The sequence below is a fragment of the Vibrio limimangrovi genome, assembly GCF_054064025.1.
Genome location: NZ_JBSUGF010000002.1, coordinates 232,667 through 247,855 on the forward strand (window position 1 = coordinate 232,667; position 15,189 = coordinate 247,855).

The 15,189-nt window shown below is 45.1% G+C and carries 16 protein-coding genes; 9 read left to right on the forward strand and 7 right to left on the reverse strand.

Annotated elements, in window-relative coordinates; genetic code table 11:
* Window positions 1-247: 247 nt before the first annotated feature.
* Entirely contained in the window at window positions 248-556 is a 309-nt protein-coding gene (locus ACWYU8_RS03175) for a BolA/IbaG family iron-sulfur metabolism protein (protein ID WP_457517075.1), read from the reverse strand.
* A gap of 265 nt (window positions 557-821) precedes the next feature.
* Between ACWYU8_RS03175 and ACWYU8_RS03180 the strand changes: the two genes are divergently transcribed.
* From ACWYU8_RS03180 to ACWYU8_RS03195, 4 genes are all read left to right on the forward strand, one after another.
* Window positions 822-1,976, forward strand: coding sequence for a methyltransferase (locus ACWYU8_RS03180; protein WP_457517076.1), 1,155 nt, complete (start codon window positions 822-824; stop codon window positions 1,974-1,976).
* 42 nt (window positions 1,977-2,018) lie between these two features.
* Entirely contained in the window at window positions 2,019-2,588 is a 570-nt protein-coding gene (locus tag ACWYU8_RS03185) for a YajG family lipoprotein (RefSeq protein WP_457517077.1), read from the forward strand.
* Complete coding sequence (locus ACWYU8_RS03190) at window positions 2,588-3,133, forward strand: peptidylprolyl isomerase (protein ID WP_457517079.1); 546 nt, start codon at window positions 2,588-2,590, stop codon at window positions 3,131-3,133. The genes ACWYU8_RS03185 and ACWYU8_RS03190 overlap by 1 nt, the downstream gene beginning before the upstream one ends.
* Window positions 3,134-3,210: 77 nt before the next feature.
* Entirely contained in the window at window positions 3,211-4,563 is a 1,353-nt protein-coding gene (locus ACWYU8_RS03195) for an AmpG family muropeptide MFS transporter (RefSeq protein ID WP_457517081.1), read from the forward strand.
* A 72-nt stretch (window positions 4,564-4,635) separates the two neighbouring features.
* Here ACWYU8_RS03195 and ACWYU8_RS03200 read toward each other — a convergent pair whose 3' ends face one another.
* The 3 genes from ACWYU8_RS03200 to ACWYU8_RS03210 form a co-directional block, all read right to left on the reverse strand.
* The gene (locus tag ACWYU8_RS03200) at window positions 4,636-5,295 is read right to left on the reverse strand and encodes a ChrR family anti-sigma-E factor (protein ID WP_457517082.1); all 660 of its coding nucleotides are present in this window, start codon (window positions 5,293-5,295) and stop codon (window positions 4,636-4,638) included.
* Window positions 5,292-5,876, reverse strand: a complete 585-nt coding sequence (locus ACWYU8_RS03205) for an RNA polymerase sigma factor (RefSeq protein WP_457517337.1) — start codon at window positions 5,874-5,876, stop codon at window positions 5,292-5,294. Before ACWYU8_RS03205 ends, ACWYU8_RS03200 begins: the two co-directional genes overlap by 4 nt.
* 305 nt (window positions 5,877-6,181) lie before the next feature.
* Window positions 6,182-6,778 (reverse strand): LON peptidase substrate-binding domain-containing protein, encoded by a 597-nt coding sequence (locus tag ACWYU8_RS03210; RefSeq protein WP_457517084.1) that lies wholly within the window; start codon window positions 6,776-6,778, stop codon window positions 6,182-6,184.
* A gap of 322 nt (window positions 6,779-7,100) precedes the next feature.
* Here ACWYU8_RS03210 and ACWYU8_RS03215 point away from each other — a divergent pair, with 322 nt between their 5' ends.
* The 4 genes from ACWYU8_RS03215 to csdA all read left to right on the forward strand — a co-directional run bounded on the left by ACWYU8_RS03215 (window position 7,101) and on the right by csdA (window position 10,719).
* Window positions 7,101-7,913, forward strand: coding sequence for a nucleoside-specific channel-forming Tsx family protein (locus ACWYU8_RS03215; RefSeq protein WP_457517086.1), 813 nt, complete (start codon window positions 7,101-7,103; stop codon window positions 7,911-7,913).
* 108 nt (window positions 7,914-8,021) lie between these two features.
* Entirely contained in the window at window positions 8,022-8,912 is an 891-nt protein-coding gene (gene panE, locus ACWYU8_RS03220; RefSeq protein WP_457517088.1) for a 2-dehydropantoate 2-reductase, read from the forward strand.
* Window positions 8,909-9,508 (forward strand): DJ-1 family glyoxalase III, encoded by a 600-nt coding sequence (locus ACWYU8_RS03225; RefSeq protein ID WP_457517090.1) that lies wholly within the window; start codon window positions 8,909-8,911, stop codon window positions 9,506-9,508. The genes panE and ACWYU8_RS03225 overlap by 4 nt, the downstream gene beginning before the upstream one ends.
* Window positions 9,508-10,719, forward strand: a complete 1,212-nt coding sequence (gene csdA / locus ACWYU8_RS03230) for a cysteine desulfurase CsdA (RefSeq protein ID WP_457517092.1) — start codon at window positions 9,508-9,510, stop codon at window positions 10,717-10,719. The genes ACWYU8_RS03225 and csdA overlap by 1 nt, the downstream gene beginning before the upstream one ends.
* 219 nt (window positions 10,720-10,938) lie before the next feature.
* Here csdA and csdE read toward each other — a convergent pair whose 3' ends face one another.
* The 3 genes from csdE to mltA form a co-directional block, all read right to left on the reverse strand.
* Complete coding sequence (gene csdE, locus ACWYU8_RS03235) at window positions 10,939-11,367, reverse strand: cysteine desulfurase sulfur acceptor subunit CsdE (protein ID WP_457517094.1); 429 nt, start codon at window positions 11,365-11,367, stop codon at window positions 10,939-10,941.
* 21 nt (window positions 11,368-11,388) lie between these two features.
* Entirely contained in the window at window positions 11,389-12,198 is an 810-nt protein-coding gene (tcdA, locus tag ACWYU8_RS03240; RefSeq protein ID WP_444494971.1) for a tRNA cyclic N6-threonylcarbamoyladenosine(37) synthase TcdA, read from the reverse strand.
* A 102-nt stretch (window positions 12,199-12,300) separates the two neighbouring features.
* Window positions 12,301-13,413: a murein transglycosylase A gene (mltA, locus tag ACWYU8_RS03245; RefSeq protein ID WP_457517096.1), complete on the reverse strand. Its 1,113-nt coding sequence runs from the start codon at window positions 13,411-13,413 to the stop codon at window positions 12,301-12,303.
* Between the two features lie 409 nt (window positions 13,414-13,822).
* Here mltA and argA point away from each other — a divergent pair, with 409 nt between their 5' ends.
* A complete protein-coding gene (argA, locus tag ACWYU8_RS03250; RefSeq protein ID WP_457517098.1) occupies window positions 13,823-15,160 on the forward strand; it encodes an amino-acid N-acetyltransferase in 1,338 nt (445 codons plus the stop codon).
* The last annotated feature ends 29 nt before the right edge of the window (window positions 15,161-15,189 follow it).

Here is a 15,189-nt window from a genome sequence, read left to right on the forward strand (position 1 = left end):
AGAATAAGGTCTAAAAGGTCAAAGAATACTCATAACTTTGACCAATCGCACAATTGTAATATTCCATACATCTCGTATGGAAAAGCCATATTCACCGCCTGAAACATTCTTTGATTTTCATTCATTTGTTGAAACACTGTTAATGTATTTGACATACATCATTCACGTTACGCAACTTTCAAAAACGAGGTAAAACGAAAAAAAGATGGCCTTCACCATCCTTGTTTTTCTCTGTTTTTATATCGATCTAGCGACCACCACCGACACACATCGGGCTATCAGGAGCGCCATTTTGCTCCCTCTTCCATTCGTCGTCAGTGTAAGTATGAATCGCTAGCGCATGAATATGATTATCCAATTCATCCGCTAAAATTTGATGGACCTGTCGATGTCTTCCGATCAGTCGATGCCCTTCAAAGACATTACTGACAACAATGACTTTAAAGTGACTTTCTGAACCTGGCGGCACATTGTGCATGTAGCTTTCGTTGATCACTTTCAGGTAACTAGGTTGCAACTCACTATGCAGCTTTTTCTCTATGATTTCTTGGATCATATTCGTTCCTCATTGATGCGAATCCCATAAGTATATACCCAACTTAAAATAACTTGCAGTCCCCATACGCAGATATGCTCAGCAACCTGAAGATCATCAATACATTGTAGCCATACTCTGATATTTAAAACACACAATTGATTCAAGGGAAGCCACTGTGCACTGCTAAATAGAGTAAACGTAAAATTTAACAGCTTTTTGTATCTAGACTTGCCATCATTTGCGACAATAATCCCTAGTTTATCGAATCAACCTACGTTTACTTATGAAAACCGAACTGAATCTTCACGGTCGAAGCCTGTCGCTTCATCGTTTCCCTGTGCGTTCCAACGAAACACTGCAAGCGTGGGATGCAGGTGATGAGTACCTGATTAATCACGTCGAAGAGCTGGCGTTGCCTAACAATCAACATATTGTCGTTATTAATGATAACTTTGGTGCCCTCGCTTGCTGGTTTTCTGCAAAACATCAGATAACTGTTATGAGCGACTCTTTTGTTTCTCATAAAGGCGCTCAAAAAAACCTCGAAATCAATCAATGTAATGACGTGGCATTTCTCACCACGATGGATGATGTTCCGTCCAATGCCGATCTGGTTCTGCTTCAGTTGCCAAAAAGTAACCGTCACCTGACCTGGATACTGAGCCAGTTAAGAAAAACGCTCCCAGAGTCTTGCCCTGTTATCGCCGTGAATAAAGTAAAAGAGATCCACACTTCGACCCTCAAGCTCTTTGAAAAGCACCTGGGTGAAACAAAGACATCTCTTGCCTGGAAAAGGCACCGTTTGGTTTTCTCTCAAGCGAATGCAAAGCCAGTTGTCGAAGTAGATCCTATTACCGCTTGGGGCGTCGATGGCGAGGACATTCAGCTCCAAAACCTGCCAAATGTCTATTCAGGAGAAAGTCTGGATCTAGGTGCCAGATTCATGCTGCAACATATCCCGCAAGATCCCTCTATCAGTCACATCATCGACTTGGGCTGCGGTAATGGCGTTTTGTCAGTCAAAGCAGGTCAACTCAACCCTCAAGCACGTCTGACTTGTGTCGATGAAAGCTTTATGGCGCTGGAATCAGCCAAGCAGAATTTGTTGGAGAACTTAGGTGCGGCACGCGATATCCAATGCATCGCGAACAACTGCTTAGATGGCTTTGAAAAAGAGAGTTGCTCACTCATCATGTGTAATCCGCCATTTCATCAGCAACAAGCCATTACAGACCACATTGCCTGGCAGATGTTTTGCGATTCCAAGCAGATTTTGAACAAAGGCGGTCATTTACTTGTCATAGGTAATCGACACTTAGGCTACGATGCCAAGCTGAAACGCCTGTTTGGTGATAGCAACGTGAAACTCGTCGCATCTAACAATAAGTTCGTGATTTTACAGGCAACAAAAAATCCTGCTAAATTAAACGCAAAATAATAAATCTCTTTACTGAGAAGAATGTTTATAAGGAACAAACAAATGAAAAAACTGGTACTCGCGGCTTCAGTTGCATTACTTGCTGCTTGTTCAGCACCTCAACAGACACAACTGAACCTGATGCCTGAAAGCACGCTTAGTACAAATCCTATTGTACAAGGCAAAACATACAGCTTAACCAGTAAAGATGTGCGTACCGCTCAATATGTTGCGTTAGTAGACGACGGCCGTTCGAATATTCTTCCTCTACACGCGAAACAGAATTTACGTATCACTATGGAAAAAGCGTTGGAGAAACAGTTCTCATCTCAGGGCTTTCATTCCGATCTCAACAGCAACAATATTGTCGAACTTCAAGTCCAGGAAGCATTGGTGAATGTAAAACATTCCATGATGGACAACGAAATGGATGCAAAAGTCGTTGTAGAAATTACAGCAGAGAATCCACAGGGCAGGCTAGTGAAAAGCTACACTGGTACTGCAAAACGTTCAGGTACGTTCAGCGCGTCTAATTCAGATATAGAGCAAACATTAAACGATGTTGTAAATCTAACACTGAAAGAGATCGCCAACGATCCTGAGCTTCGTATGTACATGCAGGAGCGATTCTAATGATACGCAAAGCAATATTTTCTCTAGCGTTGTTAAGTTGTAGCGTTTGGGCGGGCCCGAAAGTGGCGTTTGATACCACGTTGGGTTCTTTTACTATCGAGCTGAATGAAGAAAAAGCGCCGATAACTGTCGCTAACTTCATCAAATATGTAGAAGATGGCAGCTATAAGGGAACTATCTTTCATCGAGTGATCCCAGGTTTTATGGCTCAAGGCGGTGGGTTTAATCAAGAGATGCAGATGGTTAATACCTACGAGCCAATCAAAAATGAAGGTAACAACGGCCTAAATAACGACCGCGCTACCATTGCGATGGCAAGAACCAATGACCCTGACTCAGCCACTCGCCAGTTTTATATCAACTTAGTTGATAATGATTTCCTAAACTTCGCTGCCCGCCCGCCGGGTTATGCGGTATTTGGTCAAGTTACGGAAGGTTTTGAAGTCATTCAAAACATGGCGAAACAGCCAACAACTTCATCAGGCAGAATGAGTGACGTTCCAGAAACTCAAATCGTCATCACCAACGCAACATTACTCAAATAGCCAAATCAAAAATCATAAACCCTTTGAATATTCGAAGGGTTTTCTCTTTCAACGGCGTTATTTTATTGGATTGATCTATGTCTTCATTACCTTCCATCACTTGGTTGGAAACGGTAAAAAGTTACCTCGATAAGCGTTTGTTATGGGTCTTTATGCTCGGTTGCTCAAGTGGTTTCCCGTGGGTATTGATAGGCTCTAATATGTCTGGCTGGCTAAAAGATGCTGGTCTGACTCTTTCTGCGATCGGATACTTTGGCAGTGTATTCGCAGTATATGCGATTAACTTTCTTTGGGCCCCTCTGGTAGACCGAGTCAAACTCCCGCTGTTGTACCGTTTTCTGGGGCAGCGACGCAGTTGGATTTTCTTTTGCCAAAGCATCGTACTGGTCGCAACTATCTTTATTGCAGATGTCAATCCTGCTGAGAACCTGGTTTTTGCGTCACTTCTTGCCCTTTGCATTGCCACCGCATCAGCAACGCAAGATATCGCGATAGACGCATTCCGTATCGATACATTCCCGAAATCAGAAGCATCAAAGTTACCTCAAGCATCGGCGATGGCAGTAACTGGATGGTGGACAGGTTATTCCCTTCCCGGCTATTTAGCATTTGTTAATGCCGATAGTATCGGCTGGAACGGCGTCTATTATGGGATGGCGGTTGTGGTTGTGATTTTAATGGTCTTCACCCTGCTGGTTGGTGAGCCAAAAACACAACGTGAGCAACTCCAATCCGAAGCGGAACAACGCCATAAAAAGGTTGTTGGTTCTAAGATAGTGGCCTGGTTTACAGTAACCGTTGTCGAGCCTTTTCTGGATTTCTTCAACCGCAATGGGGTACGTGTTGCGATAACTTTATTGCTATTCGTGTTCTTATTCAAAATTGGCGAAGCATTCTTAGGCCGAATGTCCATCGCATTCTACAAAGACATTGGCTTCAGTAACGAGCAGATCGGTTACTACTCCAAACTTATCGGCTGGGGTGCCACCATATTCTTCACTATTGTGGGCAGTATGTTCAATGTGAAGTTTGGTATTGTTCGCGGCCTGATGATTGGTGGCGTCGCTATGTCTGCCAGCAACCTGATGTTTGCCTGGATTGCCTCAGTTGGTCCAAATGAGCACCTGTATCTGGCAACCATTATCGTTGATAACTTTACAACCGCATTCTCAACGGTGGCGTTTGTATCGTTCCTGACCATTCTGACTGGTCAGGCATTTTCAGCGACGCAATACGCTTTGCTGGCATCTTTAGGAAACTTTGGGCGAACCACACTGGCATCCTTCAGTGGAGAGTTGGTTGATTACCTAAACGACTGGAGTACGTTCTTCATTCTAACTGCGGTAATGGTGATCCCAAGCTTGATTATGCTCTATTCGCTACGCCACTACTTTGATGAACTGTTGGAAAAAGCCCGACATAAACATTAGGCAGATTTATAAGCGCAGAAAAGCCACCGAACGTCGTCGGTGGCTTTATCTTACAAGGCTCATATCGGGAATTTAAGGGTATAAGCCTTTACCGAACATATTGAAAATTCTTGCCACGCCTTGAGTAAATATCATCGGCTCTGTCAGTACAGTTAAGCACAAGCAGTCTTCCCCAGCTTTGGTGTAAGGACTGTGCTTAATAGAGGCATCTCTTATCATCAAGTCGCCTTCCTCATACTCACCGTCCTCATCGCTAAAACCACCATGAAGAATCAAGGTTGATTCCAATCCCCTATGAGTATGTTGTGGTATTCGTACATCGCCGCTGATGTACATCAGATTCACTCTGGCATCTTCACCCAAGTCGATTTGTGCACTATAAACTTTACCGCCATAGCTTCTCCAGGAGCCAACCAGATCTGAAAAACGACTTAAGGTTTTTGGTAACTCAAAACTCTTACCTGCTACGGTCACTTTAGCTGGCTCTCTGATAACAACATTGTCTCGTAAAGGTTTCTCTGTAATTATCTCATTGAACATCTCGTCGAACTCAGGCACATAGACACAGGGCGTATCACTCACCTCATTCGCTTGCGTCGCTTCGATTCGGTTTACGTATTCTCTGCACCTGGAGCATGTTTCTAAGTGAGTCGCGACCACAAGACCAGAAACTGCATCAATGCTTCCCGAAGCATACGCTTCTAACAATTGGTTATCTGGATGATTGTTCATAGTTGCTCCGTTTGCATTGAATGCCTCAGCTTTTCTACAGCAAGCCTAAGCCTTGATTTAACCGTACCTAATGGGATATCAAACATTTCTGCCACTTGTTGATGTGGCAACTCTTCAAGATAAACCGCTTGCAATACCTCCCTCTGATTTTTTGGCAATGTTTCCAAGAATTTGACCACCTGCTCTTTTAGCATGTCCAATTCAGGCGAATAATGATCAACGAGATCGGGCGGGTAATATTCTGTAGGCCAGATGTCATCAGAGTGTATATGCAACTCCTTACCTCTCTGTTTCCTCAACAAGTCAAAGCACAAGTTACGGATGATCGTATATATCCAGGTTGATAACGCGCTTTTCTCTCCATCATAAAGGTGAGCTTTGTGCCAGACCGTCGCCATAGTTTCTTGTACCATTTCCATCGCGACCTGTTCATTACCCACATGTTTGAAGGCAAACTGTTTCAACTTGGGCGCAAAAAAACGGAATACAAAAGCAAAAGCCTCCTTGTCTCGCGCTTTTACTTTCTCCATGTAAGCGTTCCATTCTCGACGCCCCAGATTGTGTCGGCTATCACTCATCATATTCGGCCTTTTCATCGGGAGGGGAATCCCTCTCACTCCGTCCTAGTCTTTGATGTTATTACCCTTTTCGCTATAGACCCTGTCGTTAACATTGTTTCTGTACGAACATTGGCTTTGTACGTCAAAAGTTCATTACTGGGATCACTATCCTAACCTCAAATTAATCTATTCATGGTCTGTCGCTCACTGTAACCAGATCGCTACTCGCCTTCCCTCTGACTACACCTCGCTATCAACAAAAAGTATAGAAAAGCTGACGTAAGAAATATGAAGCAAACATTCGCATTATCTGTTCTGCCTCTTTATTAGGTTCGCATTTCTTTATCTGTAGGGGCTTCAAGCGCCTGACGTAAAAACTGCATCGCTGGTAGGCAGTCATTCGCGCCTGCCAACTGCTCGAACAAGCTGCAATCTAACGGCAGCAACTCAAGCCAACGTTGAGTAACCCAACTTGGATCATCGTAAAAGCGGTGTGTATACAGAGCCCCAAGTTGAGGGAACTCCTCATAAACGTGTTTCAGCTGTTGACTTAAGTAATCAAAGCTGTTCAGCCCTTGGGGTTCTACCCAATTTTCCAGCCACTCAACTTCTGCATGGCGTAAACCATCAGAATCAGCCCGAACACGCTTAACACTAAACCGCCTCTCTCCTACAACTGTAATACCAAGAAGCCCATCATCCAGCGTTTCAAAATCAACAATTCTAACCAATGTGCCTAATGAAGAAACATTACTCACTTCTTTTGGGTCCCCGTCACTGCCTACCAGACAAACACCAAACCCGACGTTTTTTGAGGTGCTTTCTTTCACCATACGAATATAGCGGGGCTCAAATATACGCAGATTCATTTTGCCTTCAGGGAGTACCACTGAAGTGAGTGGAAATAACATGATTTCGCTCATTTATAAGTCCTCTTTGCTTCATCGTTTAGTACGAATTTCAAAGTATTCCGATCACTAACTGTTTATGTTGGTTAATCGACTGGCTTAAAAAGTCATGAAAATCGTCACGCAAACGATCAAAATCACACATTTAATGCAAAAAACTGCAAATAACTAAAAGTTCCGTAAATAAAAACAATTTCGTGATTCAAATCACTAAAAAGGTTTTATTTTGCACGTTTTATCACTTTATTTTGGGATTATTATCGCTATTATTCCCGCCACTTGGAAAACGCAGCTTAGATTGCATATTCTAAAACATTACAAACATAGAGAGTCCCTTATGCGTAAATCACTTTTAGCTCTTAGCCTTCTAGCGGCTACTTCAGCTCCAGTTCTGGCTGCTGATTACTCTGACGGCGATATCCACAAGAACGATTACAAGTGGCTACAGTTCAACCTAATGTACGCTGTAGATGAAAAAGGTCCTGGTGAGGACTCATCTCACGATTACCTAGAGATGGAGTTTGGTGGTCGCTCAGGTATCTTTGATTTGTACGGTTACGTCGATTACTTCAACATCACTGGCGATAGCAGCAGCGACAAGTCAGGTTCTGACAAACTGTTCATGAAATTTGCTCCGCGTATGTCTCTGGACGCTGTAACAGGTAAAGACCTTTCTTTTGGCCCAGTACAAGAATTATACATCGCTACAGAAAACGTTATGTACGGTGGCGCGACTGAAGCTCAGTACAAAATCGGTCTTGGTTCAGATGTTATGGTTCCTTGGTTTGGCAAAATGGGTCTAAACCTATACGGAAACTACGATAACTCAGTAAAAGACTGGAATGGTTTCCAACTATCGACTAACTGGTTCAAACCTTTCTACTTCTTCGATAACGGTTCATTCATTTCTTACCAAGGTTACTTAGATTACCAATTTGGTATGGAAGACAAGTACTCTCAGTCTGATGATGGCCTTGCAATGTTCAACGGCATTTACTGGCACTCAGAGCGCTACGCTGTAGGTTACGGTCTGAAACTATTTAAAGACGTATATGGTTTCGAAGACGGCGCTGGCGTGCCATGGAACCCTGCAGTGAAAAACGACTCATCAGGCGTTGGTCACTACTTCTCTGTAACTTACAAGTTCTAATTGAACCAATAAGTTTCTGCAAAAATGGCGCTGACTGGCGCCATTTTTATTTGCTTTCCTTTTCCCCCTCATTATCCTTGCATAAAACCTTTTTAATGAGAGCGTTGGGTGAATATTGTCATCTTAGGTCCCGGAGCTGTCGGCTCACTCTGGGCAACAAAATTAAAGCAAGCTGGACATCATGTGTCTCTGTGGAGCAGGACCTCAGAATCTCAGCTCAAATTGCAGCTTGATGACACAGCCGTTGACACCTTTCCGAATCATCACCTTCCAGATGTAAAGAATGCAGACTTGATTGTTGTGACAGTCAAAGCATGGCAGGTCGAAGAAGCGATTCGTCCCCTACTTGCGCATATCAACCCTGATACCATTGTGATGTTAATGCATAACGGCATGGGTACCGCACAACGTGTCTCAGAAACGCTTAAAAACAATCCGATCGTTTTAGCGACCACGACTCACGGCGCCTACAAACCCTGCAAACAGCAAGTGTTACATACAGGCCATGGCATCACGCAAATCGGAGGCTTTAACAGCTCAGGTGAGCAATGTCAGTTTTTACAGGATGTGATGAATCACGCCCTTCCCGAAGTGAGATGGAACCCAAATATCAATACGGCATTGTGGACTAAACTCGCTATAAACTGTGCGATAAATCCATTAACGGCGATTCATCAATGCAAAAATGGCGAGCTTGCACAGCAAGAGTTTCATGAGAGGCTGCGAAACATTACACATGAATTGGTTAACGTTATGAACAAAGAAGGGATTGATGTTGAGTTCGAAAGCCTGTTCGCTACCATCATGCAAGTCATCAACTCTACTGCGGAAAACTATTCTTCAATGAGACAAGATGTTGTTCACCAGCGCCGGACTGAAATTGACTTTATTACAGGATATCTACTGCGCGCTGCAGAGAACCACCACATCGATACGCCTGAAAACTTGAATCTTTACCAACGCATTAAACAGATAGAACAAAGCTGGACAGAAAAATGAGTGTAAAAATCTTAGTGCCTATCGCGCCAGGAACCGAAGAAATGGAAGCCGTCACAATCATCGATATGATGGTGCGTGCCGGGTATGACGTGACTGTAGCCAGTGCTGCTTTCGACGGTGCTTTGACAATGAAAGCTTCTCGTGGTGTCACATTAACAGCAGATTGTAAGCTGGTTGATATTGCCGATGACGAGTTTGATGTGATTGCGCTTCCAGGCGGTGTAGGTGGATCAGAAGTGTTTCGCGACAGCACGGTAATGATAGAAATCCTCAAACAACACATTTACGAAGGCAAATTGGTTGCCGCTATCTGTGCTGCCCCGGCTCTGGTGTTACAGCATCATGATCTCTTCCCGGGAGCCCTGATGACTTGTCACCCTAGCTTCCAGTCACACATTCCTGAAGCCTGCTGGCGCAGTAAACGCGTGACTATCGATATCAACCATAACCTGATCACCAGCCAGGGGCCGGGCACAGCGTTAGAGTTCGCGATGGAAGTAATCATCAAGTTGTCAGGGAAAAAGCATGCCTGGACCATCGCTGAACCTATGGTGACCATTCCTACGCTTCATTACCACAAGATTGGTGACGAGTAATGTTTGACATCAATGCGGTTCGCAAGCAGTTTCCCGCTTTAAATCAGTCAATTAATGACACGCCATTGGTCTATCTTGATAGTGCTGCGACCACGCAAAAGCCTCAATGCGTGATTGACGTGATCACTCACTATTACAGTGCTCAAAATGCCAATGTACATCGTGGCAGTCATAGCTTAACGGCCAATGCTACCAGCCAGTTCGAAGCGGCTCGTGAAACCGTGACCCGCTTTATTGGTGCTGCCAGCTCAAAAGAGATCATCTGGACACGCGGTGCGACAGAAGCTCTCAACTTGATTGCCCAGACTTATGCGCGAAGCACTTTAAAACCGGGCGACGAGATATTAATCAGTGAAATGGAGCATCACGCCAACATCGTCCCATGGCAAATTGTTGCTGAGCAAACCGGCGCCAAAGTCGTTAAGATCCCAATGACTTCTGACTGCCAGTTTGATATGGATGCGTTTAAAGCACTTCTGTCTGAACGCTGTAAGATCGTTGCTTGCGCTCAGATCACTAACGTCACTGGCTCACGTCAACCTATCGAAGAAATTACGTCCCTTGCACATCAATTCGGTGCAGTTGTCGTGGTGGACGGCGCACAAGGTATCGTGCACGAGCAGCTGAACCTTGCTGAAGTGGACATCGATTTTTACGTTTTCTCCGGCCACAAACTTTATGCCCCAGCAGGAATTGGCGTGCTTTACGGTAAATTAGCGCTATTAGAAGCTATGCCTCCATGGCACGGCGGCGGGAAAATGGTCGAGAGAGTATCGTTTGAAAAGACCACCTTTTCTGCGTTACCCGGAAAATTCGAAGCGGGCACTCCGAACGTCGCTGGCGCTATTGCGCTCGCAAAAGCCATTGAGTGGTATCAGGGGTTTGATCATCAAGAAGTGGAAGATCACCTGCATGCTCTACAAAACAAAGCCTATCAAGCACTTAGCCAATTGGATGATATTCTGATTCTTGGCTACCAGCCGAACGCATCGGTACTGACATTTGTGATGGATGGCGTGCACCATCAGGACATCGACACACTGCTAGACCAGCAAGGTATTGCAGTACGTGCCGGACACCACTGTGCCCATCCGTTAATGGATGCACTTAAGGTTAAAGGAACCGTACGCGTATCTTTTGGGATTTATAACACTGAAGAAGATGTGGATAGGCTGATTGCGGCGGTAAAGAAAGCGGTCGAGATGCTTTGAAATAAGGTTCTAGGATCCTAGGTTCTAGGGCCTAGAGGGAGATTGTTGGAAATAAAGCGATACACTTAAATTCTTTGGTTTGCTTTTTGGGAATACCGATTACTGAATACAGATTTTATTTCTCTTTCCGTCATCCGTAAGCGAAGCGCTCCGTATTCCCAAACAGCCAGCACAATACTTACTGTTTTCTAATCAACTCACAGCAAGAAAACCTAGGACCTAGTCACCTAGGACCTTTATTTCTTCAACAATCGCCTTCAGACCATTGCCACGAGATGGGCTTAAGTGTGCAATCAAACCTAACTGCTCAAAATACGCGTCAATGTCGAAAGCCTGAATTTGCTCAGCGGTTTTTCCGTCATACGCGGCCATCACTAATGCAATCAAACCACGGACAATTCTCGCATCAGAATCAGCGCAGAAATGCCACACACCATCCTGCTCCTGACTAACCAGCCAAACTAAGCTTTCACAGCCTGATACCGTAACTTGTTCAGATTTCAGCTCGTCAGGCATTTGGGGCAGTTTCTTACCCCACTGGATAACCTGACGATAGCGATCTTCCCAGCCTTTAAATTGCTGCATCGTCGCGACAATATCGTCACTGGTGATCTCGGATCCAAATGGGGAAACTGGAAAATCAGTCATAATGCTTACTTCTCTGTCTTACTACTTCTTATACTTTTGGATCAGCTTTTCTACAATGCGTGAAACCGCAACAAAACCGAATGTTGCCGTCACCACTGTAGCCGCACCAAATCCGCTTGCGCAGTCCATTCGTTTCGGGCCTTCTGCAGTAGACTTCACGCCACAGACTGAACCATCCGCTTGAGGATATTTTAGCTGCTCGGTAGAGAATACGCAGTCAATGCCAAATTTACGCGCAGGATTCTTCGGAAAGTTATGATGACGACGCAAAGTATCTTTTATCTTTTTAGCGAGCGGGTCCTGAATCGTCTTTGTCAGATCCGCCACCATGATTTGTGTTGGGTCAAGCTGACCACCAGCGCCACCAGTCGTGATCACTTTGATCTTGTTACTGCGGCAGTAAGCCAATAGAGAAGCTTTTGCTTTCACACTGTCGATCGCATCCAACACGTAATCGAACTCTTTGCTCAAGTACTCATGCTGGTTGTCTGGCGTAATGAAATCGTCAATCAGATTCACCTTACATTCCGGGTTGATCAGTTTAACGCGCTCTGCCATCACTTCAATTTTGCTTTGGCCAACCGTACCAGACATAGCATGAATTTGACGGTTAATGTTCGTCACACACACATCGTCCATATCAATCAGCGTCAGCTCACCAATACCCGTACGTGCCAGCGCTTCTACCGCCCATGAACCAACACCACCAATACCAATCACACACACATGTGCCGCACGAAGAATTTCGACTTCGCTATTGCCGTAAAGACGACGAGTGCCGCCGAAGCGTTGATTGTAATTGTCAGAGGCCGGAGTATCGAGTTCGCGCATATTGAAATCCAGATGATCGATAGAAAAACAAAGAGTGCGATTTATACGCACTCTTTGAGAAAATGTCTAGACAAGAGGACGTTCCTCTCTCTTTTCAGCCCGCTATTGTAACTTTTCTGGCGGCAAAGCCCAAGGCGCTTGAGTCGGAGTGTTTTCCAATCCTAGTTTCCAAACACGGCCAAAGTGTTTGTAGTGTCCAGCTTCGGTTCCCGCTCTTGCTCCGATACCATGATAAAGATCGAGGTGATTGCGTTTCACCGCACCGCCTGTGTCGAGTACAAGCAGAATGCGAAGTTGGTGAACGCCACTCCAGGTTCCGTCTTCATTGAGTAGTGGGACTTCAGCCAGAACCGGAGTGCCCATTGGCAAAATCGAACGGTCACCCGCCACCGCTGCCATTGGCAACAGTGGAATGCCAGCCGCGCCCGTCACTGGCGCTTCCGCCTTAGGTGCAAAGAACACGTAAGATGGGTTTTGCTCCAACAGCTCACGAACGGTGGCTTCATCGTTAGCCAGCACCCAATCTTTAATCGCTTTCATGGACATCTCTTCACGCGGTACTTCACCACGTTCAATCAAGACTTTTCCGATACTCACATACGCTTTGTTGTTCTTTCCTGCATAGGCAAAGTATTCCAGAGTGTCGTCGTCTTCAAAATGCACGTATCCGCTGCCCTGCACTTCCATCATAAATGGGTCGATTCGATTAGGCGCATAACCTAACACCAAGCCTTTGCCGTCTAATGCACCATCGTATATCTCAGCGCGAGTCGGGCAGTCAGAAGAACAATCAGGCTTGCCATACACTGGGTATTTGAAAGTGTTATTTGGCTTATGGCGTAATTCCATTACCGGAGAGAAATACCCCGTGAACAGCACGTTGCCCTTTTTATCACCGCCACCAAGCTGCGCCGCTTGAATTCCGTAGGCGCTGAGTACAGTGGTATCACCACTCTGTTGTGCCCATTCACTCAGCCGGTGATATAGCGGTTGGTACATCTTCGCCATAGATGGCGATTTTATCAAAACCTGCTCTACTTGCTTGTTGAACTCGGTAAAGTCGCGGGGTTTATTCGACTTAACCACATCGACTTGATTAAGAATTTGAGGAAACTCAGCATCAAGGTCTTGCTTAGCGAGAACGTTTTTTTCACTCGTCTGAGCACAACCAAACAGCAGGCTTAAAGAAACAATAGGAATGAGTTTTTTTAGCACGTGATTATTCCGTAATAAAAGATAGCAAAAGGATGGCAAACAAAATCAAGCCGCGCAATTGGAAAGCAGCATCAAATTGTATCAATATTAAGTCAACGACTTTAGATGCTGCGATTTCACCCGCTTAAGTTTGAATTAACAACATGATAGCAGCAGATGAAAGTCAGAATTGTCCAGAGAATGTGTGAAATAACAGCTGCCAAATAAACGGCCAAGGCACACAATAGCTGGCCGCTGAAGGCATGGGCCTCACCAGTTGGGAAAAGAGTCCTCATTGTAACTTTTCCCTCTTTGCTCGATAAAGTACGGCTCTCTATATTTTTGTTCTTTATCAGTAAAAAATCACCTTGCCATAAGATGAATAAAAAGACATTATTCAAGCATAAATAAACACAAGGAAATGGCTGTAGTGAAAATTCGTAGCACCGCTCTCGTCAAAGGGTTCCGTCAATCAACTCCCTATGTAAATGCACACCGTGGCAAAACCATGGTGATCATGCTTGGCGGAGAAGCGGTCGCCCACAACAACTTTGGCAACATTATCAATGACATTGCTTTAATGCACAGTTTGGGCATTAAAGTGGTGGTGGTTTATGGCGCTCGTCCGCAAATTAACCAATTATTGGCGAAACAGGGCCTTACTACACCATACCATAAGAACATCCGCGTGACTGATGAACATGCTTTGTCAGTAGTTATGCAAGCCGCAGGTCAGCTTCAACTGGCAATCACGGCTCGTCTATCTATGAGTCTGAACAACACTCCAATGGCAGGAACGCAATTAAGCGTCGTCACGGGTAACTACGTTATTGCGCAGCCTTTAGGCGTGGATGACGGTGTAGATTACTGTCACAGCGGACGAATTCGCCGTATCGACACTGAAGCCATAAACCGCACCTTAGATCAAGGTTCCATTGTGTTGCTTGGCCCTATCGCCAGTTCTGTGACCGGAGAATGTTTCAACCTACTCTCCGAAGAGGTCGCAACACAGCTTGCAATTAAGCTTGGTGCAGACAAGTTAATCGGCTTCTGCTCTGAACAAGGTGTTATTGATGACAACGGCAATGCTGTCGCGGAACTGCTTCCTATCGAAGCTGAGCATGTTATTAAAACTTTGACAGAAAAAGCCTCGCCAGATTCCGACTACAATACCGGAACCCTGCGTTTCTTAAAAGGCTCGATCGCAGCTTGCCGTGCGGGCGTACCGCGCAGCCACTTGATCAGTTATAAAGTCGATGGCGCCTTAATTCAGGAACTCTTCTCTTTCGATGGTATCGGTACTCAAGTCGTCATGGCCAGCGCAGAGCAAGTCCGCCAAGCCAATATCGATGACATTGGGGGGATTTTAGACTTAATCCGTCCACTGGAAGAGCAAGGCATATTAGTTAGACGTTCACGCGAGCAATTGGAACAAGAGATTGGCAAATTCACCATCATCGAAAAAGATGGCTTGATCATTGGCTGTGCCGCGTTATACCCATACGCAGAAGAACGTAAAGCGGAGATGGCCTGTGTGGCGATTCATCCCGATTACCGCGACGGCAACCGTGGTTTACTATTACTGAATTACATGAAGCACCGTTCAAAGTCAGAGAAAATCAACCAGATCTTCGTACTCACAACCCACAGCCTGCACTGGTTCAGAGAACAGGGCTTTTACGAAGTTGGCGTCGATTATTTACCGGGAGCGAAGCAAGGCCTGTACAACTTCCAGCGTAAATCAAAAATCTTAGCTCTGGATTTATAGACAATTAAAAGACCGAGTTGAATACTCGG

What these genes read in the sequence shown, in the direction of transcription:
- ACWYU8_RS03215 (WP_457517086.1), top strand. Translation starts at nt 7,101, where the DNA reads ATGCGTAAATCACTTTTAGCTCTTAGCCTTCTAGCGGCTACTTCAGCT.
- csdA (WP_457517092.1), top strand. Translation starts at nt 9,508, where the DNA reads ATGTTTGACATCAATGCGGTTCGCAAGCAGTTTCCCGCTTTAAATCAG.
- ACWYU8_RS03195 (WP_457517081.1), top strand. Translation starts at nt 3,211, where the DNA reads ATGTCTTCATTACCTTCCATCACTTGGTTGGAAACGGTAAAAAGTTAC.
- ACWYU8_RS03225 (WP_457517090.1), top strand. Translation starts at nt 8,909, where the DNA reads ATGAGTGTAAAAATCTTAGTGCCTATCGCGCCAGGAACCGAAGAAATG.
- ACWYU8_RS03185 (WP_457517077.1), top strand. Translation starts at nt 2,019, where the DNA reads ATGAAAAAACTGGTACTCGCGGCTTCAGTTGCATTACTTGCTGCTTGT.
- ACWYU8_RS03175 (WP_457517075.1), bottom strand. Translation starts at nt 556, where the DNA reads ATGATCCAAGAAATCATAGAGAAAAAGCTGCATAGTGAGTTGCAACCT.
- ACWYU8_RS03210 (WP_457517084.1), bottom strand. Translation starts at nt 6,778, where the DNA reads ATGAGCGAAATCATGTTATTTCCACTCACTTCAGTGGTACTCCCTGAA.
- ACWYU8_RS03205 (WP_457517337.1), bottom strand. Translation starts at nt 5,876, where the DNA reads ATGATGAGTGATAGCCGACACAATCTGGGGCGTCGAGAATGGAACGCT.
- ACWYU8_RS03200 (WP_457517082.1), bottom strand. Translation starts at nt 5,295, where the DNA reads ATGAACAATCATCCAGATAACCAATTGTTAGAAGCGTATGCTTCGGGA.
- tcdA (WP_444494971.1), bottom strand. Translation starts at nt 12,198, where the DNA reads ATGCGCGAACTCGATACTCCGGCCTCTGACAATTACAATCAACGCTTC.
- csdE (WP_457517094.1), bottom strand. Translation starts at nt 11,367, where the DNA reads ATGACTGATTTTCCAGTTTCCCCATTTGGATCCGAGATCACCAGTGAC.
- ACWYU8_RS03180 (WP_457517076.1), top strand. Translation starts at nt 822, where the DNA reads ATGAAAACCGAACTGAATCTTCACGGTCGAAGCCTGTCGCTTCATCGT.
- ACWYU8_RS03190 (WP_457517079.1), top strand. Translation starts at nt 2,588, where the DNA reads ATGATACGCAAAGCAATATTTTCTCTAGCGTTGTTAAGTTGTAGCGTT.